This is a genomic window from Tundrisphaera lichenicola (assembly GCF_051175385.1).
Lineage (GTDB): Bacteria > Planctomycetota > Planctomycetia > Isosphaerales > Isosphaeraceae > Tundrisphaera > Tundrisphaera lichenicola.
The window spans coordinates 47803-72391 of sequence record NZ_CP195106.1 but is presented as its reverse complement, the minus strand read 5'-3'; the positions used below and the strand labels follow the sequence as shown (position 1 = coordinate 72391).

General features: G+C 65.4%; 26 protein-coding genes. 15 read left to right on the top strand and 11 right to left on the bottom strand.

The features are described from left to right. Positions 1 to 5: 5 nt before the first annotated feature. Entirely contained in the window at positions 6 to 239 is a 234-nt protein-coding gene (locus P12x_RS00315) for a hypothetical protein (protein ID WP_435008813.1), read from the top strand. A 10-nt stretch (positions 240 to 249) separates the two neighbouring features. Here P12x_RS00315 and P12x_RS00310 read toward each other — a convergent pair whose 3' ends face one another. Beyond that, on the bottom strand, positions 250 to 1749 hold the full coding sequence (locus P12x_RS00310; protein WP_435008811.1) for a trypsin-like peptidase domain-containing protein: 1500 nt from the start codon (positions 1747 to 1749) through the stop codon (positions 250 to 252). 261 nt (positions 1750 to 2010) lie between these two features. Here P12x_RS00310 and P12x_RS00305 point away from each other — a divergent pair, with 261 nt between their 5' ends. Together P12x_RS00305 and P12x_RS00300 are read left to right on the top strand one after the other, a co-directional pair. Then, positions 2011 to 3378: a HEAT repeat domain-containing protein gene (locus P12x_RS00305; protein WP_435008810.1), complete on the top strand. Its 1368-nt coding sequence runs from the start codon at positions 2011 to 2013 to the stop codon at positions 3376 to 3378. A 105-nt stretch (positions 3379 to 3483) separates the two neighbouring features. Continuing rightward, entirely contained in the window at positions 3484 to 4083 is a 600-nt protein-coding gene (locus P12x_RS00300) for a hypothetical protein (RefSeq protein WP_435008808.1), read from the top strand. A 13-nt stretch (positions 4084 to 4096) separates the two neighbouring features. On the opposite strand, the gene P12x_RS00295 is transcribed toward P12x_RS00300, so the two are convergent. Further along, entirely contained in the window at positions 4097 to 4594 is a 498-nt protein-coding gene (locus P12x_RS00295; RefSeq protein ID WP_435008806.1) for a hypothetical protein, read from the bottom strand. A gap of 16 nt (positions 4595 to 4610) precedes the next feature. Next, a complete protein-coding gene (gene surE / locus P12x_RS00290) occupies positions 4611 to 5372 on the bottom strand; it encodes a 5'/3'-nucleotidase SurE (RefSeq protein WP_435008804.1) in 762 nt (253 codons plus the stop codon). A gap of 1316 nt (positions 5373 to 6688) precedes the next feature. Between surE and P12x_RS00285 the strand changes: the two genes are divergently transcribed. Both P12x_RS00285 and P12x_RS00280 read left to right on the top strand, forming a co-directional pair. Beyond that, positions 6689 to 6952 carry a hypothetical protein gene (locus P12x_RS00285; protein ID WP_435008803.1) on the top strand — a complete coding sequence of 88 codons (264 nt, stop codon included), beginning with the start codon at positions 6689 to 6691 and terminating at the stop codon, positions 6950 to 6952. 3 nt (positions 6953 to 6955) lie between these two features. After that, entirely contained in the window at positions 6956 to 7414 is a 459-nt protein-coding gene (locus tag P12x_RS00280) for a type II toxin-antitoxin system VapC family toxin (RefSeq protein ID WP_435008802.1), read from the top strand. Positions 7415 to 7895: 481 nt separating this feature from the next. Here P12x_RS00280 and P12x_RS00275 read toward each other — a convergent pair whose 3' ends face one another. Next, positions 7896 to 8285 (bottom strand): type II toxin-antitoxin system PemK/MazF family toxin, encoded by a 390-nt coding sequence (locus P12x_RS00275; protein WP_435008801.1) that lies wholly within the window; start codon positions 8283 to 8285, stop codon positions 7896 to 7898. A 528-nt stretch (positions 8286 to 8813) separates the two neighbouring features. Between P12x_RS00275 and P12x_RS00270 the strand changes: the two genes are divergently transcribed. After that, complete coding sequence (locus P12x_RS00270) at positions 8814 to 9500, top strand: hypothetical protein (RefSeq protein ID WP_435008799.1); 687 nt, start codon at positions 8814 to 8816, stop codon at positions 9498 to 9500. Between the two features lie 42 nt (positions 9501 to 9542). Continuing rightward, positions 9543 to 9683 carry a hypothetical protein gene (locus P12x_RS00265; RefSeq protein WP_435008797.1) on the top strand — a complete coding sequence of 47 codons (141 nt, stop codon included), beginning with the start codon at positions 9543 to 9545 and terminating at the stop codon, positions 9681 to 9683. 180 nt (positions 9684 to 9863) lie between these two features. On the opposite strand, the gene P12x_RS00260 is transcribed toward P12x_RS00265, so the two are convergent. Then, a complete protein-coding gene (locus P12x_RS00260) occupies positions 9864 to 11168 on the bottom strand; it encodes a hypothetical protein (RefSeq protein WP_435008796.1) in 1305 nt (434 codons plus the stop codon). 297 nt (positions 11169 to 11465) lie between these two features. Next, positions 11466 to 12362: an SDR family oxidoreductase gene (locus P12x_RS00255; RefSeq protein WP_435008795.1), complete on the bottom strand. Its 897-nt coding sequence runs from the start codon at positions 12360 to 12362 to the stop codon at positions 11466 to 11468. A 128-nt stretch (positions 12363 to 12490) separates the two neighbouring features. Between P12x_RS00255 and P12x_RS00250 the strand changes: the two genes are divergently transcribed. From P12x_RS00250 to P12x_RS00225, 6 genes are all read left to right on the top strand, one after another. Next, positions 12491 to 13471, top strand: a complete 981-nt coding sequence (locus P12x_RS00250) for an AraC family transcriptional regulator (RefSeq protein WP_435008793.1) — start codon at positions 12491 to 12493, stop codon at positions 13469 to 13471. Positions 13472 to 13656: 185 nt separating this feature from the next. Next, positions 13657 to 14232, top strand: a complete 576-nt coding sequence (locus tag P12x_RS00245) for a hypothetical protein (protein ID WP_435008791.1) — start codon at positions 13657 to 13659, stop codon at positions 14230 to 14232. Between the two features lie 363 nt (positions 14233 to 14595). Further along, positions 14596 to 15567: a transaldolase gene (tal, locus tag P12x_RS00240; protein WP_435008789.1), complete on the top strand. Its 972-nt coding sequence runs from the start codon at positions 14596 to 14598 to the stop codon at positions 15565 to 15567. 95 nt (positions 15568 to 15662) lie between these two features. Beyond that, positions 15663 to 16634, top strand: a complete 972-nt coding sequence (locus P12x_RS00235) for a HEAT repeat domain-containing protein (protein ID WP_435008787.1) — start codon at positions 15663 to 15665, stop codon at positions 16632 to 16634. Between the two features lie 227 nt (positions 16635 to 16861). Further along, entirely contained in the window at positions 16862 to 17689 is an 828-nt protein-coding gene (locus P12x_RS00230; RefSeq protein WP_435008786.1) for a metallophosphoesterase, read from the top strand. A gap of 32 nt (positions 17690 to 17721) precedes the next feature. Continuing rightward, positions 17722 to 18372: a Uma2 family endonuclease gene (locus P12x_RS00225; RefSeq protein WP_435008785.1), complete on the top strand. Its 651-nt coding sequence runs from the start codon at positions 17722 to 17724 to the stop codon at positions 18370 to 18372. Positions 18373 to 18433: 61 nt separating this feature from the next. Here the strand turns inward: P12x_RS00225 and P12x_RS00220 are convergent, their stop codons facing one another. From P12x_RS00220 to P12x_RS00205, 4 genes are all read right to left on the bottom strand, one after another. Further along, entirely contained in the window at positions 18434 to 18709 is a 276-nt protein-coding gene (locus P12x_RS00220; protein ID WP_435008784.1) for a hypothetical protein, read from the bottom strand. Between the two features lie 192 nt (positions 18710 to 18901). Next, the gene (locus P12x_RS00215; RefSeq protein WP_435008783.1) at positions 18902 to 20134 is read right to left on the bottom strand and encodes a S1C family serine protease; all 1233 of its coding nucleotides are present in this window, start codon (positions 20132 to 20134) and stop codon (positions 18902 to 18904) included. Positions 20135 to 20217: 83 nt separating this feature from the next. Then, positions 20218 to 20805: a zf-HC2 domain-containing protein gene (locus tag P12x_RS00210; protein ID WP_435008782.1), complete on the bottom strand. Its 588-nt coding sequence runs from the start codon at positions 20803 to 20805 to the stop codon at positions 20218 to 20220. Then, positions 20795 to 21466 (bottom strand): RNA polymerase sigma factor, encoded by a 672-nt coding sequence (locus P12x_RS00205; RefSeq protein ID WP_435008781.1) that lies wholly within the window; start codon positions 21464 to 21466, stop codon positions 20795 to 20797. The genes P12x_RS00210 and P12x_RS00205 overlap by 11 nt, the downstream gene beginning before the upstream one ends. Before the next feature lie 206 nt (positions 21467 to 21672). Here P12x_RS00205 and P12x_RS00200 point away from each other — a divergent pair, with 206 nt between their 5' ends. Continuing rightward, complete coding sequence (locus P12x_RS00200; RefSeq protein WP_435008780.1) at positions 21673 to 22629, top strand: GNAT family N-acetyltransferase; 957 nt, start codon at positions 21673 to 21675, stop codon at positions 22627 to 22629. Between the two features lie 25 nt (positions 22630 to 22654). Here P12x_RS00200 and P12x_RS00195 read toward each other — a convergent pair whose 3' ends face one another. Next, the gene (locus P12x_RS00195; RefSeq protein ID WP_435008779.1) at positions 22655 to 23848 is read right to left on the bottom strand and encodes a serine/threonine-protein kinase; all 1194 of its coding nucleotides are present in this window, start codon (positions 23846 to 23848) and stop codon (positions 22655 to 22657) included. A gap of 245 nt (positions 23849 to 24093) precedes the next feature. Here P12x_RS00195 and P12x_RS00190 point away from each other — a divergent pair, with 245 nt between their 5' ends. After that, positions 24094 to 24435, top strand: a complete 342-nt coding sequence (locus P12x_RS00190; RefSeq protein ID WP_435008778.1) for a hypothetical protein — start codon at positions 24094 to 24096, stop codon at positions 24433 to 24435. Positions 24436 to 24589 lie beyond the last annotated feature (154 nt).

The window sequence follows — 24589 nt, the reverse complement described above, 5'->3', positions numbered from 1 at the left end:
CCCGCATGTCCTGGCAACTCTCGATGATCCGCCAGCTCGTCCGGCTGGCCACCCGGCCGGACCCGAGGAGCGGGAAGGCTCGCCCGGTCGCGGCCAGGACGGCGGGGGATCGCTGCGGATGCTGCCCGAGTTGCCGGGCGTTCGTCCGGGTCGATCCCCCCGAGGGGGAAGAGGTCGAGTGCCCCGCTTGCGGCCAACCGATCGATACCCTCGATCCGCTCGGGGCCGAGCCGGGCTGACCGCTCCGGGTCACTCCTTCTTCGACCAGATCGGCGCGAGGTCCTCGGACGACTGCTGCCTCACGCTGTTGTCGGAGAGGATCTCGTCGGTGGCCTTGAGGATCTCCTTGCGGTCGAAGACCATCGTCTCGGAGTTCTTGGCGACGAAGGTGATCGTGATGTAGGGGTCCTTGGCGTCGCGGAGCGTCTCGACGAGGTGCTTGAGGTTCTTGATCTTGATCCCGTTGACCTGGTCGACCACCTTCGCCAGCGGGTTGTCGTATCCCTTGGCGATCCGGTGCGGGAACATCGGCGACGAGACCACCACCAGCTCCTCGCCGGGGAAGGCCTGACGATCGCCCCGACGGGTCGCCAGCGGGCTGCCGAAGAGGGCGAAGAGGGCCTGCATCCCCGACCGATCCAGGACCGCGAGGAATTCCGCGCTGGCCGTCGAGAACGTCAGGGGCCCGTAGATGAAGTACGACGGGTAGCCGCTCCGGAGCGGCTGGATCAGCTCGTCGAGCCGGGGGGCGACGGGCAGCTCGATGTTCATCTCCTGGCCGTCGCGGACGATCGTCAGGGGGATCTTGCCGTCCTTGGTCAGCGACTGGAGGTAGTACTCGAACCGGACCCGGAGGTCGTCGCGGACCTTGGTCATGCAGACGTTGTCGATCTCGTGGTCGCCGATCTTGGTGATCACGTCCCACTTCTTGATCGGGTAGGCGGGATCGTCCGAGTCGGGCTCGTGGACGACGATCCCGACCGACTTCTTGGTGAACCCGAGCTTGGCCTTGAGGGCCTCGTTCTCCAGGGTCTGGAGCCGCTCGCGGAGGACCGGCTTGTAATCATAGGAGCCGTCGGCGATGTCCTTCAGGAACAGGTCGACCTCCTCGGCCGGGATGATGTAGCCGATGTTCTCGGCCCCCCGGGCCATGCTGTTGACCAGCCCGATCATCCTGTCGCCGACCAGCGCCGGGCCTCCGCTGTTGCCGGGGTTGACCGCAGCGTCGATCTGGATCCGGAGCCCCTGCGTGTTCGCCCCGTAGGGCACGAACTCGATCCGGGAGACGATCCCCTTGGTGATCGAGAGGCTCGACCCGCCGGTCGGGAAGCCGTAGACGATGACCGTTTCCTTGATCTCCGGGAGCTTCTCGGCGCGGGGGATCGGGCGGTGCTTCTCGAAGAACGACTCATCTTCGAGCTTGAGCACGGCCAGGTCGATCCCCGGGGCGACGAACTCGATGGTGGCCTCCAGCTTGTCGCCCGACTGGTTGGGCTCGACGAAGAGCTGGCTGGCGTAGTTCACCACGTGAGCATTGGTCAGGATCCGATTCCCCTCGATCACCACGCCGGTGCCGGTGGCCTCCTGCTGGCCCGCCTTCAGCCAGGGCCGGACCACGTCGGGCCCGCGCATCGTCGCGTAGATCTTCACGACCGCCTCGCGGACCGCCTCGTCCTGCCCCTCCTGGGCGATTGCCGTCGACGAGGCCAGGATCAGGGACAGGCCGGCCAGGGCCAGGGTCATTCGCATCGGGCGTAACCTCCATCGGCGGCGTCCGGGCCGCGGCGGGATCAAAGGGCGGGATGAGTCCAACCTAGAACTCGAATTGTAGTCGCCGCCGCGACGCGAGACGACATGCTACCACCAGACTTCGGGAATTTCGGGCACCGTCGAGGAAACTTCGATAGTCACGCTTCCGACGATTGTCAGGCGACTCGCAGTCCGATAGAATTCGGACAACAGGTGAGGGGATGAGGCACGAGCGGGGGTCGTCCCCGGGAGGAGAGGCCCATGCGACTCGAGATCCCCAGGCTCCGGATGTGGCACCTGATCGGCCTGGTGGCGGCCGCCGCGTGCTTCTTCGCCGTGATGCAGTTCCGGACCGAGGTGGAGGACGACGGCTATCGATGGATGCGTCGGCTCCGATCGCTGGACGCCGCCGAGCGAGCGGAGGCGGCCGGCGGTCTCGGGAGCATCCGGCCTCCCGAGCGTCGGGCGATCGCCCCGCTGACCGAGGCCCTGTTCGACTCCGATGCCCGGGTCCGGGACAGGGCGGCCTCGTCGCTGGGGTCGATCCTGGGAGACGGGAAGGACGATCCGGAGGCCGACACCGTCAAGGCCGCATTGACCAGGACCCTCGCCGATCCCGACCCCGAGGCCCGACTGTCGATCGCCAGGACCCTTGCGATCCTCGGGGCGGAGCCGGATGTTGTGGTCCCCACGCTGGTCGAGTTCTCTCGGACCGGCAACACCAGGGCTCGATTCGCGGCCATCAACCACCTCGGGTTCTACGCCCGGGAGAGCGAGCCCGCCCTGGCCGCGCTGTTCGCGGGGCTCGAGGACACCGACCCGTGGGCCCGAGCCTCATCGGTCGCATCGCTCGGCTACTACGCGACGTACCCCAAGTTGGGGCCACTCCCGCTGGTCCGGGAGGTCGAGGCCGCTCTCGAGGGGATGGCGGACGACCCGGACCCACAGGTCCGCGCGAACGTGGTGAGGACGTTCGGCCGGCTTGGTGGCCTGACCGGGGCCGAGTACCCGGTCGTGATCGAGGCCCTGGACGACCCGGACGTCGATGTCCGCCAGGCGACGGCCGCGTTCCTGGGCTGGCGACGGACCGGCCCGAAGTCCCCTGCCTTGGTCCCGTCGCTCATCAGGGCCTTGAAGGACCCCGATGTCCTGGTCCGCCAAGCATCGGCCAGGACCCTTGGACACCTCCGGCTCGATGCCGAGCCCGCGCTCCCCTCGCTCCGCGAGCTGGCCGGCGATCCGGACGAGAACGTCCGCCGGGAGGCATCCGAGGCCGTCGCAACCATCGAGAAGGCCGCCGAAAACCTCCGCTCCACGATCCTCACGGCCGTCGCCAATCTTGAGGACGCCGACCCCAACATCCGAGCCCTGGGGGCCGATCAACTTGGCGACTGCGGCCCGATGTCCCCGGAGGCCGTCCCTGCGCTGGTCCGATGCCTGGACGACCGCGAGGCAAACGTCCGGATCGCGGCGGCCAGGGCCCTGGGACGGCTTGGCCCATCGGCGGCGATCGCCCTGCCGGACCTCGCCCGACGGGCCGAATCCGACGATGACGAGCGGGTCCGCCAGGCCTCGGCCCTCTCCCGATCGATCCTCCTCCACGAGGTGGAGGCCGTCAAACCTCGATGAGTTGAATCGACCTCGGCCCGAATCTCGCCCGACCGCCTTTCCCTGGAGCCTCCGAGGGGTAGAATAACAATCAACACCTCTCCTCCGACAAATGGCGGACCCCCCATGAGCTACCTGACCGATGATCCGACCTACGTGCTGGCCGCGTTGGGGCTGGCGGCGGTGGCCTTGCTGGTGGCGCTCCGGGTGACCCAGCAGGGGAAATACCTGCTCTGGGCGGGAGTTGCGGCGGCGCTGGCCCTGGGGATCTTCGGGGTCGAGCGTTACTGGGTGACCGACGCCGAGCGGGTCGAGGCCGTGGTCTACGACCTGGCCGATGCCATCCAGGCGTCGAACACCGATCGGATCAAGACACACCTGGATGACAATGTCACGTTCGGCATGAAGGGCCACGCGGCCGATGCAACCTTGATGCTCCGGCTCATCCTCCCGCTCCTGAAGCAGACCCAGTTCGACTTCGTGAGGGTCGCCCGCCTGAACACCGACGTCGGCGAGCAGTCACGCCGGGGGTCGGCCGAGTTCACCGTGACCGCCTCCGGCGTCTTCGAGGAGGGGGGGAACCACTACCCCCTGGGCTCGCTGGGGACCGAGTGGTCGCTGGGCTTCCGCGAGTCCTCCCCCGGCGTCTGGAAGGTCAACCGGATCACCGCCATGAAGCTCCCCCGCGATGTCACCCGGCGCCTCTTCAACTACCGGTCGCTGTAGGCGAGCCCGCCCTTCACTTCAGGTCGGGGTACTCGATCACCAGGAGCTTGTGGGTCGGGGCGTCGTAGGCGTACTTCTGGTACGCGGGGAGTTTGGGCAGGGCGATATTGTTCGCCCGGATGACCCCTTCCATGAACTCCTCGTAGGTCCTGGGATACTCGCCGTTCGCGGCCTGATAGAGGTTGAGGGCCTGGTCGATCTGGCCGATCGCGAGCTTGCCGATCGAGGTCACATAAGCGTTGCCTTGCAGGGTGATCGGGTCCCGGGCCGTGATCTTCTGGGTGGCGACCACGCCCCCGGCCCGCTTCTCGGCCTCGGCCTGGCCGATCTCCCGGGTCCGCTGGCCGAGGATCGGGACCCTCGGGGCCTCGGGGGCCGGCGGGGGCTCGGGAGGAGCCTCGACGACCGGGACGTTCCTGGTCCGATTCTTGGGGCCCGAGGACCCCGTCGGCTGGTCGCAGCCGACGACGATCCCGAGGGCGATCCCGGCGATTGGGGCGAGCCTTCTCATCGGAGCAATCCTCCCGTCAGCCCGACCAATCCCAGCCGCCGACTTCGGGCAGGAGGTCGTGGCGAGTCAGGTCGAAGTGGAGCGGGGTGACGGTAATATAGCCCTCGCAAAGGCTTGTGACGTCGGTCTCGGGCCCTTCGAGGTGGAACGGGGGGTTGTACGTCATCCAGTAGTAGGTCCGCCCCCGGGGGTCCTGCCTGCGCTCGAACCCTTCGCCGTGGCGGCCGACGCCCATCGGGACGACCCGGACCCCCTTGGGCTCGCCTCGCGAGTGCGCCGGGAGGTTGATGTTGAACAGCGACCCGGTGGCCGGCTTGTTGGCGAGAATCCGCTCGATCACCTTCACGGCATGTCGGGCGGCGTGGGGGTAGTCGAAGTGCTCGGCCAGCTCCAGCGAGACGGCGATGCTGGTGATCTTGAAGAACGCCCCCTCAATGGCGGCGGCCACGGTCCCGGAGTACAGGACGTTGATCCCCGCGTTGCTCCCGGCGTTGATCCCCGAGACGATCAGGTCGGGGGGCCGGTTCATCAGCTCGCAGATGGCGAGTTTGACGCTGTCGGCGGGGCTCCCCTCGACCATGTAGCCGATGGCCGAGCCGTCCTCGTCGTCGACTGGCTTGACGACCAGGGGCTCCAGGAGCGTGATCGAGTGGCCCACGCCGCTCTGTTCCAGGGCCGGGCCGACGACCGTGACGTCGCCGAGCTTCATCAGTTCCTTGCGGAGCGCCCGGAGTCCCGGAGCGAACACGCCGTCGTCGTTGGTCAGGAGGATCTGCACAAGTCGGTCCCCGGAGAGAGGTTGGATCGGGGGCCGAGGCGAGTCGGATCGACGACCACGGCCGGACCGGCCTGACCTGGATCGTAATGGGCCGGACGGCGACCGTCAACGCCCGTGAACCCCGCCCGGACCAACCCGGGTGTGCCGAGAGCCTCTGATCGTTGTGTTGGCGGAGCAAGCTCCACCACTCCAACGCCTCCGGCGGCCCGTCAGGCTCGATGTGCCCCCCCGGCGGCGAAGCCGCTTTGGAGTGCGGAAGCTTGCTTACGCTTTCGGACCCGGAGCTTGCTCCGGGGGCTAACGGCGGCCGATCCCCGCAAAGTCATCTAGAAACCCCGGGTAGACCCGGACCAACCCGCCCCGACGGATAAACCAAGGCCCGGATGGCCAGCCCTCGCGAAGCCTCGGCATGGATCAGCGTCGAACCATGCTCAAGCGTCGCGAGTGCCGACCACCCGGGCCGAGGAGAGATATTCCCGCAAGCACCGCAGATCGCACCTGTCCCCAACAGTATCGCGGCGGGTACGCACATTCGAACACACAACTTTCGAGAAAGCCCCGCCCATCCCGGCGCGACCCTCCGTCCCAAACGAACCCAAGGACCGGGATCGGCTCCCTCACCCCCGCGCCAAACGAACCCAAGGACCGGGTGCCCCCCCTCGCGCCAAACGAACCCAAGGATCGAGAGCCGACCCGGCATCCCCACCGTCAAAGCGTCGAGCCGAACGAACCCAAGCCCGAGCATCGAACGCCCTCCCATCCGACTCGTCGACACCCCAAGGCCCGCCCCGATCCCCGACGCCAGACCTTCTGGGATAGGTTCGAAAAACTCCGACCCCGTTAGCTCACCTTTCGGGAAGCTCGGCCAAAATGCGGGCGATACCCGGATCGATTCCCGACCCCAACACCCCCCGATAACCATCCATTTCGCGCGCGAAATCGGGCCATTCCGAGCCGGGAATCGGGGGGTTTGACCCCACAATCGAGCCATTTCGACCCCGATTCCTTGGGTTCGTTCCCGGGCGGAATGGCCCGGAGATCGCCGCCAGCTTCTGTCCAAAATTACACGAGTGCAGCTTGGCAAAGGGGAGGACTCGGAGATAGACTGGATTCGATCGAGGGGAGGACTCGGAGATAGACTGGATTCGATCGAGCGGAATTCACCAATTCATCAACAACTCCCTCTCAATTGTCTGGTCTCTTCCCGATGACGGTGCCGGGGCGATGACGGCCGGAAGGAGATCCCTCCTCTGGCCTTCCGGTCGAATTCAACCATTCGCCCGAAGTGCCATTCGAAAGGAAAGGAGGTCGCTGAGATGCCATTGAAGAAGGCCCCGTCCAGGCCGGCAACGCCGAGCAACACCGATGGCCCGGCCAAGACTCCGAGGCTTCGTCGGCCCCAGGTCCCCGCATCGAAGCATACGGCGGTACGTGATCCGAAGAAGCGGGCCGAATTGCTCCGTCGAGCGTTCGCCGCGATGGCGGCCATCCCCGACGATCCGCCCGGATCCGACGAGGCGTTCATGAAGGCGATCGACGAGGGCCGCCCGAACCGACCCGTCTTCAAGGGGTATTACTGAGCCGTGGCCAGGATCGTCATCCTCGATACGGGAGTGGTCGGCCTGTTGTGTTGCCAACCCAAGACCAAGGATTTTGCCGAGTGCTATGACTGGATGTACGGGATGGTAGCCTTGGGTACCTCGGTCATGGTCCCCGATGTGGTCGATTACGAAATCCGACGAGAATTGATCCGGCTCTCGGCGATGGCCAAACTCAGGCGCCTGGGCATACTGAAAGCGAGCATTAACCCGGCCGAAGTCACCCCCGCCGCCTGGGCCAAGGCAGCCGATTTCTGGGCCATCGTCCGCAGAAAGGGCATCCCTACCGCAGGGGCCGAGGCGCTCGATTGCGACTCGTTGCTGGCCGGGTTTGCCGCGACCATAGGTAAACGTCGTGACAAGGTCACCATCGCGACCACCAATGCGAAGCACCTGAATCGGTTCCCCGGCATCGATGCCCGAAACTGGCGAGAAATCACCTGAACCTCGCCCTAGGAAGAACCTATGAGGGGAAACCGATGCCAGCACTTATGTCCTAGTTGGAGGCTCCCAAAACGTATGAAAATGAGCAAGCTGGCCATGACTGGACATGCTCGTCCCGTTCATTTTTTGAGCCGTTCAGCTTAACCGTCTTCAAGTATCGAAAAAGCTGACACCGATTTCCACCCGGCACCCCACGATAACCACCCATTACGTGCGCGAAATCGGGCCATTTCGGGCCAGGAATCGGGGGTTTTGACCCCGGAATTGGGCCCTTTCGACCCCGATTCCTTGGGTTCGTTTCCAGGCGGAATCGTCCGGAGATCTGCCTAAATTTACACAAGTACAAGTTGGGAAGCGGAAGAGTTGGATTTAGATAGGGATTAAGCAGCTGGAGTGAGTGTGAGCTTGGACGATTCTCGTAGGGTGGGCACCGCCCGCCTGGATCGGGCCGGAATGTGGACGATACCCGCTCTACCAGAATTTACCGGCTGAAGAACGAGACCTGCTGGAATCGCAGACCGTCCAGGATTTGCTCCACCCTGGCCTCGGACAATGAACCGATCCGCACGCCGAGACGGACCTTCTCGACCGAGGAGACCTGCCCCACCACCACCACGCTCTGCCTCGGCAAGTCCCCCTCACCCTCGTCGAGTAGGATATTCCCCGGCTCGCTCGCACGGTGGAGGTTGGTCGTCATCGCGCACACGACCACCGTCGTGAGGCGCGAGTGGTTCAGGACGTTGCTTTGGACGACCACGTGGGGATGGGAATAGTTCGAGATCAGCCCGGGAGAGTCCTCCGGACCGATCCAGAATACATCGCCACGATTGATTACCTTCGGGGGACTTTGCGCCATTCCTGCGGTGCCCATGTTCAAGGTCCGCTCGCGAGATTGGCGCGGGGATAGTCGTTCCCGACCTGGGATGGAAAACTGTCGATGAGGGCACTATACCTTCAATGGCGCAGGCCAGGAACACTCGTTTTTGGTTGACTATTCAACGACTCATCGACATTTCTTGCATGGCTTCATTTCGCCAACCCTCCGAGTCTCGCAATCCCATATTCCGCAAGGGTTACGGCATTCCGAAGCCCTGCCCTGGAGCCAGGCTCGGCGGTTAACCGGGGTCAGCAAACCGGGGTTACAGAAGACCGTAACCCCTGCCACCCGCTCGCACCCCTGCCACTCTCCGAGAGTGAACGGAAAGATCAAAAATCATGACACAAACACTTCATGAACCATACCAGACTCCGTGCATTTCCCATCCTTTCCCCCGATCCCTCATGGACATCCGAGGGACCAGCTGGCAGACTCTTGCCGCTCCTCTTCGACACTTGTTCGAGAGCCGCGAATGAGGCGACCCAACCGGCCCGCCCGGGGACCAGTCGAGGATTTTCATCCATGAATCGGATCATTGAGTGGGCTGGGAATCTCATCGTACTGGCGGCCCTGGCCTACGCCGGGATGGGCGTTGTCCGTTACGTGGCCAACCCGTGGGGCGTCGCCGCTCTCATCGCGGCCTTGGTCCTCTTCCCTTACGTCGTCGGGCCGGTCGTGATCCATCGGACCCAGAAGATGTCCCTCAACTCGAGCCTGGTCCCCTTCGATCCCGAAGGGCCAGGATCGCCCGAGGAACTTCGGTCCCACTTCGCCGCGACCGCCGAAGATCTCGATCGCCTCGGGTTCACGGCGGAGCGATACTACCAGTTGAAGCAGGCGAGTTCGCTCGCCGAGGGGTGGGTGCTCCTCTTCCGGAACGCGAAGACCGGGGAGACGGCGCGAGTCCTCACCTCGGTCGGCATCAGCGATGTCGTCAGGTTGGCGACTTCGCTCTTGGTCCTGGCCTCCGAGTTCTCAGACGGGACCACGGTCGTCACCTCGAATCGGACGAGTCCCTGGATCTATCCGCGCCGGAAGCCGCCCTATTACGGACGGGCGTTCCCCCAGGTCCGCGAGGGCGGCCAACTCCTGGTCGTCCATCGAGCCCGCGTCGAGAACCTCGCGGCGGGGCGGATCGCCGTGGACCCCGTCCGCGATGACCCGGATGGCTACCTCCGGCGTGTCGACTTCGAGGACGCGCTCGCCTAACACGTCGCCTGCGGATATCACTACGACGACGAGATGGAAGGCGTGCAGCGGATGTCCTGGAAGGGGGCGATCCTCTCGACCTGGAAGCTCTTGCCGCCAATCAAGCAGATACTCCTGGCCTGGGAGCGGATGGCGGCCGCCAGGCAACTGAATAATCTGAACGCAGGACGACCGGTCGCCTGACCGTTGGGGAAAATCGGAGTCAGCCCACATGCCCCATTTTGAAGGCACCCGAAACCCATAGAAATGGGCAAGCTGGGCATGATGGGATAGGATGTTGCCCTGCATTTTCTGAGCAATTCCGCTTATCCGCCTTCAATTTGCGGAAAAGCGGAACTGAAACCGATATCCTCCCATATAATCTCAAAATGATTCAACGATCGTAGTGCGATCGTAGTCCACGCCGTCCGGTCTACTCCAATCGAATCTTTGAGTGCTACCATCGGAGAAGTTCAATTCGAGTGTCCAATTAAAATGCCACTCATCGTGTCCATTTGGAGCTTCAATCAATTGAAGCCGCCCAACGCCAATGATGGCGTCCTTGCGAGGTCGTTCGACCAGAGTTAGATCCTTCCAGCCTGAATCCGTATTATCGGGAAATTCCCCCCATTGCCCCGAAACGGATGCGACCGTAGCTGATCCCACCAATAAATTAACAGTCACGTGTGTATCGTCATCCTTATTATCATTTGTTGTTCTAAATTGAACCCGTGCGGAAGCCAGTGTTGGCGGAGCGGGAGCAACTTTAACCAACACGAAGGAGGAAATCACTTGTCCGTCTAAGGAGGTGACTTTCAACCTGTACTCTTTGTCCGCCGTGGGTTTGACCTCCAAACTCCCCGAATCTTGCACTTGCCCGCGTTCATCCAATTCGACGCTTTTTGCATTCTGAACGTTCCATACAATTTTAGTGCTCTTCCCCATTTGAACCGTGTCGTCTTGAACTTCGAATGAGATCGTTGGCTTAGGGGTAACATAAGCATCATATCGAATTGTTCCGCTGCCTTCGTCCGTATTCCAAACGATCGTAACGGTTTCAGTTGGCAATCGCTTTAAACTAACGCTCACTCCTTGGGGACCAATCTCCAAGCCCTTCTTGTCGAGATATTCTTTAGGCATGCAAGTCGACGCGACCGATGATGGGGTGATGGTAAAATAGCCTTTTGTAAATGGTCTTTTACTGCTTTGGGGCAAAAAATCGAGCGTGAAGGAAAAGCTCTGATTATCTGGAGCGGGCACGATGTATGCATGAACTCCTTTATGAGTCAAACATGTAGCGATTAATTTCGTCATCGCCTCGCTAATTTTCTCGACCGATTGGATCTTTAACCCCGAATGAATTGCCTCTTCATAAGTGCTTTTGAGCAGCTCCTGCTGCCACAGCTCGAAACTGGAAGAGGAGCTTTTGCCGTTAAAGTTCAAGGACAAGATGTCGATGATATCGAGCCCAAGTTCATTCGCCTTTGCCTCGGCTGCTTGCCTGGAACTAAACTGGTAACTACTGAAGAAGGATTTTATTTGTTTGTATTGATATTCTGACGTGAACGTCTTGTATTTGTCATAAATGCCGAACTTCATCAATTCTGCACAGTGGGCTGCATCGTCTGGATATGCCCGATCGGACGCGAGCAGTAGGGCCGCGATTACCATCATAACCATCGCACGCATGTTGTTCTCCAAGAAATGAGTGAGATCGTGACGGTGTTCCCCGAAAGTTAACGGGGAAATTCGGATCAGTCAAACAAATTTCTTGCGATCTCACTTGTGCTAAAATAGGAATTTTGGGCATCCATAAGATCCCGTGAATCCGGCGGGCGGGTGGCAGGAGTTACGGTCCTCCGTAGCCCTTTTTCTGGAGCCAAGATCGCCAACAAACCGGGATTACGAAGGACCGCAACCTCTCCCACCCGCCCGCTGAGGATCCCCGACTTATTAAAGTGCTCACAAAGTCCGAAGCGGAACTCCTCAGAATGCGGACCAGTGCAACTGGTCGAGATCCTCGATCATCCCGGCCTTCTGCTTCGGTTGCCAATTCAGGCGTTGCCGGGTCAGTTCGCTGGACGCCGGCATGTCCATCCCCGCGAAGAGTCCCATCCAGCCGAAGTGTTCGGCGGCCTCCTCGGGGGACAGGGAGACGACCGGGATCTTCAGGCCCCTGCCGATGGCCTCCGCGATCTCTCGGGCCGTCACTCCCTCCTCGGCGACCGCGTGATACCTCGCCCGGTTCGGCGCTTTTTCCAGGGCGAGCCGGTAGACGGGCGCGGCGTCGAGCACGTGGACCGCGGGCCAGCGGTAGAGGCCGTCGCCGACGTAGGCCGAGACCCCCTTCTCGCGGGCGACGGCGATCGAGTAGGTCACGAGCCCCTGCTTCTCCGTGTCATGGACCTGCGGCAGGCGCACCACCGACATCCGTACGCCACGCGTCGCGACCGATTCCGCCGCGATCTCCGAACCGGCTCGGGGATTCGGGTGGTGGGGATCGAAATGGTCCTCGGTCGAGGGCTGGCCGGGCACCGCGGTTCCCATCCCGGTGCCGGACGTGACGACCAGGGGGCGGTCGGAGCCGGCGAGCGCGTCGCCGAGGGTCTCGATGACCCGACGGTCGATCTCGCAAACTTCCGCGAACCTCGAGAAATCATGGACGAAGCCGCAGTGAATCACGCCATCCGAGCTGGCGGCCCCTTCACGCAGGCTTTCCGGATCTTCGAGATCACCTCGATACACCTCGGCCCCCGCCGCCGCAAGCGCGGCGGCACCCGCATCCGAACGCGCCAGCCCGAGCACCCGATGGCCCGCCTTGATGAGGTCCGGGATGACGGCCGAGCCGATGAACCCGGTTGCACCGGTAAGGAATACTCGCATCAGGACTTCTCCTTGAGTTCGCATCAAGACCGCTCTCCCCGCTCTGTGGTTCACAGGGTAGGCGATTGATCCGGTACGAACTATGCTCTAAAGTCCAAAACATCTTCGCGATCGTCCAGGAGTTCTCGATGGACCCTCTTTCCGGCGTGCTGTCTCTCCTGAAGCCCAGGAACACGATGTGCGGGGGCTTCGATGTGGGGGGCGACTGGTCGCTCCAGTTCCCCGAGCACGACGGCATCAAATGCTACGCGATCGCTTCGGGCCAGTGCTGGCTCGCCGTGGACGGGGTGGCCGATCCGGTTCACCTGAAGGCGGGAGATTGCTTCCTCCTGCCGCTGGGACGCCCGTTCCGCCTGACGAGCAACCTCGCCCTGCCGCCGGTCGACTTCAGGTCGATGTATGCGAGGCCGCTGAACGGTGGGATCGCCATCTGGAACGGGGGAGGCGACGTCTCCGGCGTCGGCGGATACTTCGAGCTGGCCGGGAAACATGCCGGGATTTTGCTGGGGATGCTGCCGCCGATCGTGCACATCCAGAAGGAATCGGACAAGGCGGCCCTCCGCTGGTCCATCGAGCGGATGATGCAGGAGCTTCGCGAGCCGCAGCAGGGCAGCTTCCTGGTCCTGGAGCACCTCGCCCACATGATGCTGGTCCAGGCCTTGCGGGCCCACCTGGCGGGAGGGTTGAACGGCGGGGTCGGCTGGCTTTTCGCCCTGGCGGACGAGCAGATCGGCCCGGCCATCAACGCCATGCACGGCGATCCCGCCCATCCCTGGACCTTGCAGGAACTGGCCGAGAGGGTCGGGATGTCGCGATCGGGCTTCGCCGCGAAATTCCGGGAGACCGTCGGCGCGACTCCGATCGATTACCTGACGCGCTGGCGAATGCTCCTCGCCGGGGACCGGCTCATGAACTCGGGCGATTCCATCTCGATCATCGCCCAATCGCTCGGTTATGACTCCGAGAGCGCCTTCAGCACCGCCTTCAAGCGCATCATGGGATGCTCGCCTCGCCAGTACAGCCGTGGTCGCGACCTGGTGACCGCTACCCATGAGCGAGGGGTGGGCATGCCTCCAGGATCGACGAAATCCCACACATTGACCCGATGACAGATCGCATCAGGGCCGGCTTGCCCAAAACCATTCGCTCATAACCGGCCGCTTTGGCACATCCATTGCGACCTGATTCCATCGAACGGCCGACTTTACATCGGCCGGCTCGGACGATCGCGGCCTTGCGGATCGGCAGGACGGCCTGCCGATCCGGGGGCCTCCCCCAACAGGAGTCAAGCGTCATGATGACCCGATCCACCCTGGCCCTGGGCCTCGCTTCCACGATAATCGCCCTCGGCTTCCCCGGCCCCGCGCAAGCCCAGCAGCGGGCCAATTTCGGGCAGCAGGTCCAGCAACAGCTCCTGAACGACGTGAGCAGCCGGATCACCGGCCAGCCGAACTATTCCTACCCGAACCAGGGCTACTCACGATATCAGGTCCAGCGGCCGGTCTACGGGCAGCCCGGCTACCAGCAGCCCGGGATGGGCTACAATCAGCCCGGCCCCTGGGGGTATCGCCAGCCGCAGTCGAATAGTTATGGCCGGCAGGCTGCCCAGCGTTATCGGCTGCCGAATCAGTACAACGGGGCCGCCCCCGGCTCGACGGTCTCTTACGGCGGCGCGAACTACGTCGTGAACGCCGACCGGACGATGAGCCCCGCGAGCCTCCCGCAGGCCGTCCCGGCGATCCAGCGGTATCAGATCCCGAGCCAGTTCTCCGGGGCCGCGCCGGGCTCGACCGTTACTTATGGATCGAGGAACTACGCCATCAACAACGACGGCACGATGAGCCCGCTGGCGAGGGGATACGCCCGGTAACCGAGGGAAATCGACGTTCCCCGAGACAAGCCCGAGGCCCGTCCCGATCGCCGGGGCGGGCCCTTCCTCATTCCCGAGGGATGGATTTCCCAACGATCAAATCCATTCGTTGTCCTGGCTGGACGAATGCAAGGGCGAAACGATCGATTCGCCTATGATGGCTCGCCGGGCGGATTCCCCGGGGGCCACCTCATCCCACTTCGGGCCGGGGTGAGTTACAATCGATTGGGTACCGCGCGAGGCTCGCCCGGTTCGCTGGCCCTCGGTCGAGGGCTGCCGGGCGCGAGCCGTGTCGGTGGACCGGGGGTAGGGCTCCGCTCTCCCGGGAATCCCGAGATCCCTTCCATCACCGAGGAACCCTTCATGTCGTTGCTCGACTCGCTCAAGAAATTCACCACCGTCGTTGCCGACACGGGCGACATCGAGGCCATCGCCAAGCACAAGCCGCAGGACGCCACGACCAACCCGTCGCTGCTCCTCCAGGCCGCACAGCAGGACCGGTACTCCCACCTGGTCGAGCAGGCCCTCCAGGACGCCTCCGAGGCCGGCGGCGACGAGAAGGCCCAGGCCGAGGAGTTCATGGACGGGCTGTCGGTCGCCTTCGGGCGCGAGATCCTCAAGATCGTCCCGGGCCGGGTCTCGACCGAGGTCGACTCCTCCCTGAGCTTCGACACCGAGGGGACCGTCGCCAAGGGCCGCAAGCTCATCGGCATGTACGAGAAGCACGGCGTCAGCCGCGAGCGGATCCTGATCAAGACCGCCAGCACCTGGGAGGGCATCCGGGCCGCCGAGCGGCTGGAAAAAGAGGGGATCCACTGCAACCTGACGCTCCTGTTCAGCTTCGCCCAGGCCGTCGCCTGCGCCGAGGCCAAGGTCACGCTGATCTCGCCCTTCGTCGGCCGGATCTACGACTGGTACAAGAAGGACAAGGGCGCCGAGATCCCCGCCGATCAGGACCCGGGCGTCGAGTCGGTCACGAAGATCTACAACTACTACAAGAAGTTCGGCTACAAGACCCAGGTAATGGGGGCGAGCTTCCGGAAGGTCGAGCAGATCACCCTCCTGGCCGGGTCCGACCTGCTGACCATCAGCCCCGACCTCCTGGAGAAGCTGGGCGAGACCTCGGGCGACCTGACCCCCGCGCTCACCGTCGAGTCGGCCAAGGCGAGCGACGTCGAGCAGATCCACCTCGACGAGAAGGGCTTCCGCTGGCTCCACAACCAGGACGCGATGGCCGTCGAGAAGCTGAGCGAAGGCATCCGGAAGTTCTACGCCGACGCCCGGAAGCTCGAAGCCTTCTCCAAGACGCTGGTCGCCGCGAAGGTCGGTGCGTAAATCGCCGCCGGTCTGATGTGAGGCACAACGAGGGGTCGTATCGGGCTCGCGGGCCGGATCCGACCCCTCGACCATTCCCGGACCTGGAGGGACGCATGGCGGGGCGCGAATCGCTCGACGACAAGCTGGCGGCAATCCGGGCGCTTCGCGGTCAATCGCTCTCTCCCGAGCAACGGGCCGAGTTGAAGAAGCGGGTCGGCGACCGGTCGAACCTCGTCGTCGGGGCGGCGTCGGCGATCGTCGCCGAGAACTCGCTGGTCGAGCTGGCCGGGGACCTGGAGGCGGCCTTCGGTCGATTCCTCGTCAATCCGCTCAAGGACGACAAGCTTTGCCGCGCCAAAATCGCGATCGTCGAGGCGCTCGACCGGATGGAGCACCCCAGGACGGACGTCTTCCTCAAAGCGGCCCGGCACGTCCAGCTCGAGCCGGTCTGGGGCGGCACGGAGGATTCCGCGCCGCCGCTCCGGGCCGCGGCCCTGATCGCGCTCGCTCGGGTGGAAGGGTCGGGAGCCTTGCCCCTGCTGGTCGACGCGATGGCCGATCCGGCGAAGGATGTGCGGTCCGCATCGGCGATCGCGCTCGGGGCCATCGGGAGCGAGGCCGCGGGCCTGATCCTCCGCCTCAAGGCCCGGGTCGGCGACAAGGACCCCGATGTACTCTCGGAATGCCTCCTCGGACTCCTGACGGTCGACCCCAAGGAGAACCTGCCGATCGTCGTCGAATACCTGGAGCCGGGCAACGCCACCACCTGCGAGGCGGCGGCCCTGGCGCTGGGCAAGTCACGGCTGACCGAGGCGGTCGAACCGCTCAAGGAGTGCTTGCAACGGTCCCATTCCCGCGAGTTGACCCAACAGATTCTACTGGCCCTCGCGATCCTCCGCCGACCCGCCTCGATCGACACCCTGATCGAACTGGTCGAGTCCGAAGCCGAGCCGACCGCGATCGACGCCCTGTCGGCCCTCGGGATCTACAAGGATGACCCTCGACTGCGAGAGAGGATGGAGCGGGTCGTCCAGGAACGCGGGAGCCGGATCCTCCGGGACGCGTTCGAGCAGGGCTTCCGGTAGGACGAACGGGGCAATCATTCGCCTATCCAGGTGCGAAGGGACCTCGCAAACGTCTTAAAAAAGCCCGCCCAGGGTTCCGTTTTCGCAACAGGGCGCGAGAAATCGGCGTCGGATGGGATGATCGAGCGAGACGAAGCCCGACTTCGCCTCGAGGCCGTCAAGTGTTAAGATTCAGGAAGTGGCCCGGCCGGAGGATCGGCGGTCCTGATCCCACCAGGAACGAACTGATGAATCGTCGGCGATGGCTCAAGCGGGTGGCGATCGGCTCGGCCGTGGTGGGCGGGGTTTATCCGTTCCTGGAGGCCAAGTGGTGCCGGCTGGCCCGCCTGGACGTCCGGCTGCCGAACCTCCCCCCGGCGTTCGAGGGGACGACGATCGCGTTCCTCAGCGACGTCCATCACGGGCCATTCGTCCCCCGGGCTTATGTCCGGGAGATCGTGGAGATGACCAACCGGCTCAAGCCCGACATCGTCGCGCTCGGGGGGGACTACTGCCACAACGGCGCCCGGTATATCCCCCCGGTCCTGGAGGACCTGAGCAAGCTCCGAGCCCGGATGGGCCGGTTCGCGGTCCTGGGCAACCACGACCACCGGGACGGGCTCCGGGAGAGCATCGACGGCCTGGCCGAGGCGGACATCCCGCTCCTGCGGAACGCCGGGACCTGGGTCGAGAAGGGCGGGACGCGGCTCCGGATCGCCGGGGTGGGCGACCTCTGGACCGACGGCCAGGACCTCCCCAAGGCGCTCGGCGAGGCGACCGATCGCGACGCGGTCATCCTGCTCTCGCACAACCCCGACTTCGCCGAGTCGGTCGACGACAAGCGGGTCGGCCTGATGCTCAGCGGCCACACCCACGGCGGGCAGGTCGTGGTACCCCTCCTCGGCGCCCCGATCGTCCCCTCGGCCTTCGGCCAGAAGTACCTCCACGGGCTGGTGGAAGGGCCGGAATGCCGGGTCCTCATCAGTCGGGGTGTCGGCACAGTCACGCCCCCGGTCCGGCTCCTCTGTCGACCCGAGGTCGTCCTGATCACCCTGACCAACCGGTCCCGAGCCTGAGCGATCCCTCCCTCGCGGCGGAGTTGCCGGACATGACCCAGGCCACCCTGAGCCCCCCAGGATTCCGGAACGTCGCCGAGTTGCTCCACCAGCTCGGGGACATCCCCGCCGATCGAGTCCGGCTCGTCCCGAGTCCCGGCCACGCCACCGAGCAGGATCTACTCAAGCCCGACGCCAGGCTCTGCGAGTTGATCGAAGGCGTCCTGGTGGAGAAGGCGATGGGTGCCCTCGAATCGATGCTGGCCGTCGAGTTGATCCTATCCCTCGCCGCGTTCGTCAAGCAGCATCGCCTCGGGATCATCCTGGGCGCCGACGGGATGCTCCGGCTCATGCCCGGCCGGGTCCGGATACCCGACATCTCCTTTCTTTCGTGGGACCGCCTCGGGGGGAAGCCGCCCTCCGACCCGATTCCCGCCCTGGCTCCCGACCTGACCGTCGAGATCCTGAGCCCGTCCAACACCGAGGCCGAGATGACTCGCAAGCTCCGCGAGTACTTCGAGTCGGGGGTCCGCCTGGCCTGGCTGATCGACCCCAGGACCCGCTCGGCCCGGATCTATACCTCGCCCGTGTCGATGGCGACGCTGGACGAGGGGCAGGACCTTGAAGGCGGCGAGGTCCTCCCGGGGTTCGCCCTGCCCCTCCGCGATTTGTTCGAGTGCCTGGACCGGGGCCGAGACGGCTGATCGCGAGCGGGATGGTCCTTGAGGCACCACCCCGCCTTCGGATCATGCGGAGATGAATCCGTCAGTCCGCCGAATCCCAGACCTCGTCGATTCGCGCCTGATGGGCGAGACCGTCCTTCGAGAGCAGGGCGAATCGCCCGAGATCGGTGGGCGCCGGCGTCTCGCGATGCTCGCATCGCAGGCCGAGGAACGAGAGATCATCGGGCTCGCGTGCGTGCCCTTGTGCGTCGATCGAACCCGGAGCGTCCGCTTCGCTCGGGTGTTTCCCGGCCGATGCTCGATGGGCCAGGGGGTGGAAGTGGAGGAAGTCGCCGAGTTTCGAGGCGAGGTGACGCATGAGGGCTCCCCGGTCGACGCCGACCGTCGGGACTTGATGAGTCTACCCCCGGGGGAGTGGACCGGCGAGTGGCCCATCTCCTAGCACTATAATCGAGCCGCCCGAGCAATACTTAAAAATCCAAATATTCAACAAATCAGACCGTATAAATCCGGGACATCCACCATCCCATGAATGGGAACCGCGAGGCGGTCAAGGGGCCCCGGCCACCCGTTCGCGACGCTCCAGCTCCTCGATCCGGCGTTCCAGCCGCCCGATCTGTTCGAGGAGTTCGCGGGATATGGCCTCGGCCGGCGGAGCGACCGGGGGCGACGGCTTGACGACCGGGGCGGAGGTCGGAGGCACTTCGGGACGGGCCGCGGTCCGGAGCGAGACCCGCCCGGATGTCCCGTCTCGGGCATACTCCAAGATCACGTCGGCCTCGGCAGGGGTCCGATCGAGGCGATCGGTGAGTTCGTCGAAGGTCCGGATCGGGTGGCCATCGAGCCGGACGAGTCGATCCCCCCGACGGAGTCCGGCGCGTTCGGCCGGCGATCCGGGGACCACCCCGGCCACCTCGGCCCCGGCCTCGGGTCCGAGCTCGGCGGAGTCGGGGGCGGGCCAGACGCCAAGGTAAGCGCGGTTGACCTTGCCGAAGGCCCCGAGCTGGTCGGCAACCCAGAGGGCATCGATGGCCGGGATCGCGAAGCCCAGGGCGTTCTCGCGACCGGCCCCCGATCCGGGCGTGGCCAGGCCACCCCGGACCAGGCCGAGCCAGCCCCCGTCGAGATCCGCCAGGAGAGCCCCGCTGTCGCCGGGATGGAGCGGGGCCTGGATCTGGATCAGGCCGCCCAGAGGCCGGAATCCCATCTCGACCTGGCGGCCCAGGCCGGCGACGTGCCCTCGGGTGACCGAGTGGCCCAGCCCATACGGGTTGCCGATGAGGAAGACCGCCGCCCCCAGCAAAGCCGGGCGAATCGAGGGGCGGATTGGCCGGATATCGTCGGCTTCGACCCGGAGCAGGGTCAGGCCGGTCTCGGGGTCGGAGGCGATCCATCGGGCCGGGTGGCGGTGCCCCGCCACATCGCGAGCCAGGATCGTCGATCGGTCGCGTTCCGAGGTCGGGTCGACGCGGACCGAGAGGACATCACCCCGGTCGCTCACGACTACGCCGCTGGCCACCCTCCGCCCGCCCGAATCATCGCCGGTCCCATATTCGAGGGCGACGGTCGAGGCCTGGGCTTGCCCGATCGCCCCGGCGAGTCGAGCCTCTTCCGACAGGGACGGCACCGTCGGACGGCCCGCGGGGAGGTCGACCTCGGGGAAAGTCCGGGCCGCCAGCACCAGCGCGGCGGCCAGCGGCAGGAGGACGATGACCAGACGGACGGCGCCCCTCCCGCGAGGGACGAGCGAGGTCCGGGATGGGTCTGAGAGGGCCGAGGCCAACGGTGGTTCGCCGAACTAGGGGTGAAGAGCACGGGGGGCGATCGGCGCCCGAGGAGGGTGCGAAGGGCCGGACCCGGATCAGATCAGTAGGAACGCTGCACATCGCGGGCGATCGGGCCGATGGGAGTCCCATGGTCCAGGTCATAGTCGACCTTTAAGGGCGACGGAGGCTCGATCGGATCGACGAACTCCGCCAGCTGGCCGGAGCTTTCGGGCAAGGCGCTCGGGACCGAGCGGGCGGGCGGCTTCCGGTCGACCGATGCCGTCGCAGGCGGGGTGGTCGCGATGGGGCGTGGAAGGTCGCGGGTCCTCGCCAGGGCCGAGACCATCAGGGCTCCCAGCCCGAGGGCCAGGCCCATCGCCGGCCAGAGGCTTGGGATCAGCCGGGACCATTCGCGAGGGAACAGCGAAGGCCGGGCCGGGACGTGCCGCGACTCGCGGATCTGCCGGGCCACCGAGGGCCAGAGCGAAGGGGCCTCGGCCCGGGTGGTCGAGAGGCTCCCGACCGACCGGAGGACCGAGAGTGCGGACTCGGCCTGGTGGTGGAGCCCTCGACAATCGGGACAGCCGATCATGTGACGCTCGACGCGCCGCCGCTCCTCCACTCCCAGGTCGCCGCCGGCCAGCAGGGGCAGGCGGTGGCGGACCCACCGACAACGATCATTCCCCATGGTTGGCCTCCCGTCTCGTCAAGTCGTGTCGACGCTCCCAGTGTTCGCGAAACTGGTCCCGAGCCTTGGCCAGCCGCCATCGGATCGTCGCCTCGCGGCGGCCGACGATGGCCGCAACCTCTGCCGAGGAAAAGCCTTCGAGATCTCGGAGGATCAGGATAGTTCGGTAAGCAAGCGGGATCTTCTCCAGGACGAACTGAACCTCCTGGACCAGCTCCGCCTGGATTCTCGGGTCGGGGTCGGGCAGATCGAACGCCTTCCGGCCGTCATCGACCGATCGGTCGATCGAGGTGGCCGGGGGGGGCTCGTTCCTCCGGAGGGCGTCCAGCGTCAGGTTCACGCCAATCCGAAACAACCAGGGGCCGAATCGCCGGGAGGTATCGAAACGATCGAGTCGGTTGTAAACTTTCCAGAAGGTCTCCTGGGCCAGGTCGCGGGCCAGTTCCTCATCGCGGACCAGGCGGACCAGGACCCGGATCAGAGCCCGCTCGTAGCGGCTCACCAGCAATCCGAAGGCCTGATCGTCGCCCTCGCGGGCCCGCTCCACCAGCCGCGCATCACCGGACTCTTCGACCTTGCGAGACTCTTCGGCATTCCAGGGAGTTTCGACTTCCCGACGATCCGGGTCAGCTTCGGTCCCGAGTTCGGACGGCTTTCTCATCAAGCGGCCTCCTACCATAATGAATCATACGGCCGATCACCGCCCGATGTTGGGACTTTTTTCCGGCCCGAGCCCATCTGCATGCATCGACCAATCCGGGCATCCTCGGATTCCGGTCGGCGGCCCCCGATCGAGGAGATCGGAACCCTCCCGGGAGGACCTGAATCGATGAAGGAGGCCCCATCCCCGACCTCGCCACCTACCTCATGAGCATGAGCGGTGCCAATCGCCTGATTTCCCCCTGCCCGCCGGACTGGCGGCGCGAGGCATTGGAGGTCCTCTACCGGCGGGTACCGGCGACCCTTCGCCCCCGCCTGATCCTCGACGCCCTGGCCGAGGCCGAGGCGGGGCGGATTGACCTTTCGGGCCTCTGGGTGGCCCGTCGCCGGGGGCGGATCGTGGGGACCTTGCTCACCCAATCGCTGGCCGGGAGGGCGGCGGCGATCTGGTCGCCGGAAGTCGGCCCCTCCTGGGGCCGCGCGGCCCTGGCGGCAAGCCTGATCCGCAATGCTTTGAACGACTTGCGAGAGAAGGGCTATCGGATCGCCCAGGCCCTGGTGGACGCCTCGGCCCCGAGGACGGCGGCGAGCGACCTGATCCGGGGGGGCCTGCCCCGCGTGACCGCCCTGACCTACATGCATCGCGAGACCACCCGGCCGATCGCGCGATCCCTCGAAGTCAATCGCCCCGCCTTCGACTGGAGGCCCTTCGGGGAGGAAACCGAGGCCGAATTCCGCGAAGTGCTCCAGACGACCTACCTCGGGAGCCTGGACATGCCCGAGCTGGAGGGGATCCGCTCGCTCGACGACGTGATGGCCAGCCACCGGGCGGCCGGCCGGTTCGACCCGACTCGATGGAGGGTCGGCACCCTCCCGGGCGAGCCCGAGGCGCGTGCCGTCCTGCTCCTCTCGGAGGTCCCCGACCGACCCGCCTGGGAGGTCGCCTACCTCGGCCTGTCCCCCCAGGCCCGGGGCCGGGGCCTCGGGCGATCCGCGCTGGCCTACGCCCTGGACCAGGCCCGCCCCCACGTCCCGCGCCTGGAGCTGGCCGTGGACGACCGGAACCGCCCGGCCCGCCGCCTCTACGACGCCGCCGGGTTCCTCGAGTTCGATCGCCGGTTCGTCCACCTGGCGGTCTTGAACGACAACCATTCCATTGGTTAACTGCACATCAGTTTAAGTAAAACAATCATGCCTTAATGATCCGTCGCCAGAAGGTCCGGAAGATCGACTCTCCGCGAGTCGGCGGCACGTCCGGGCTCGCCTCGACGGTCGGCATGGGGACTTCGGCCTCGTCGCGACCGCCCCCGGCCGCGAGGAACCGGCGGAGATCGTCCACCACTTCCATCGCGGTGGGTCGTCGATGCAACCCCGGTTCGAGGCACCGGGAACAGATCGCCTCCAGTTCGGGAGGGATCTCGGGACGCGACCGACGGACCGGCTCGACCCCGCCCCGGGCCGCGCGAGCCAGCGTCTCCAGGGCCGTCCGACCCCGGAACGGCGGGCGACCCAGCAGCATCTCGTGGAGGATGGCCCCCAGCGCATAGACGTCGGACCGATCTCCGACGATCCAGGACTCGCAGTTCGCCTGCTCGGGCGACATGTAGCTGGGCGTGCCCAGGACGCTGCCGGCCTCCGTCTCGAAGACCACGGTTCCCGGAGTCGGGCCTTCCCGCCACGAAGGAGTCTCGCCAGGGACCGATGAGGCGGGGCCTCCGGCCTCGCCGACGAGCCGGAACCGGATGGTGCTGATCGTGCAGCTTGCCCTCCATTGCTCCTCTTCCTCGGCGGGCATCGGCAACCGCAGGGCAAGCCCGAAATCCGCGACCTTGGGCCGGCCCTGCTCATCGATCAAAACATTCGCCGGCTTCAGGTCCCGATGGAGGACGCCCCGCTGGTGCATGTGGCCCAGCGCCGCCGCGATCGAGACCGCGGTCCGGGCCGACCAGCCGATCGGCTGGGGCCGCCCGCCGATCTTCGCCGCCAGGCTCCCGCCGGGCATGAACTCCAGGATCAGATAGGCCAACGCATCAAGCTGGCCCATCTTGTGGATCTTCAAGATATTCGGGTGGACCAGCCGGGCCATCGAGACCGCCTCCGTCTGGAACCGGCGCAACCAGGCCCCGTTCGCGGCCAGTTCCCCCCGGATGAGCTTCAGGGCCACCATCCGGCCGCGGTCGACCTCGCGGGCCTGATAGACCACGCCCATCCCCCCGCCCCCGAGCAGGCCCAGGATCTCGAAGCCGGGGATCGAGGGAAGCTGAACCTCGACCGATCGACCCGGCGCCGCGTCGTCGACCGTGGCCGAATCGCCCGGCCCGTGAGCCACCCGGGTCGGATCCTCCTCCTCGGGGACGCGCGTCTCGGGCCAGGGATCGTCCATCGTTGTCCCCTCCCGATCGGCCGGAGGTGCGATCGTCCGGGATGAATCTCCCGAAAAATGCCCGTTCGGACGGGCCGAAGGTCACCCCAAAAACGCTATCTGAGAATATGTGCCCGGTAACGCAAGTGCAGCCCGGGTGAAGGCTCGTCGAGGACTCCTCCTCCGGTGTCCCGATTCTCGCCGCGCATCGGGGAAAGATCCATGGAAATCAGTCACTCGATCCGGGTGAATTCCGAGGTAGATCGGTGAAATCCGGGCGGCTTCCCATCCTCCTGATCTTGCTGGTCGTCCGCGCGATCTTTCTCCCGCCCGCGTCGGCCTCGGGGATCGAACCGACCTCGCCGATCCGCTCGATGAGCCCCGTGGACCCGATCCGGCCGAGTCGCCTCCGATTCACGCCGGTCGCTCCTCCAACGTCCCTCCGCTCGCGGTCCGACAGCCTCAAGTGGAGCGGGGCCGGCGAGCAACCCCGACTCGCCAGGTCCCCGGCCGAGCTTCGGCCCTGCCCGGGATCGACCCGACCGCCCCTCTCGCGCCTCCCCTCTCGCGAAACCCTCCCGGGTCAGGCCCTCCGGCTCCTCTGCTAGCCGGCCTCCCGACGATCCGCCCCATCGAGGGTCCGCACGAAGTCCACGAGTCGCGATCGACCCGGACTCCGCCCCGCGCCTGGCCTCCGATGGAATCGGATCGATCCCGGTGCATCCGAGACCGCCGCTCGACCTTGCGGCAGCGATCGCGATG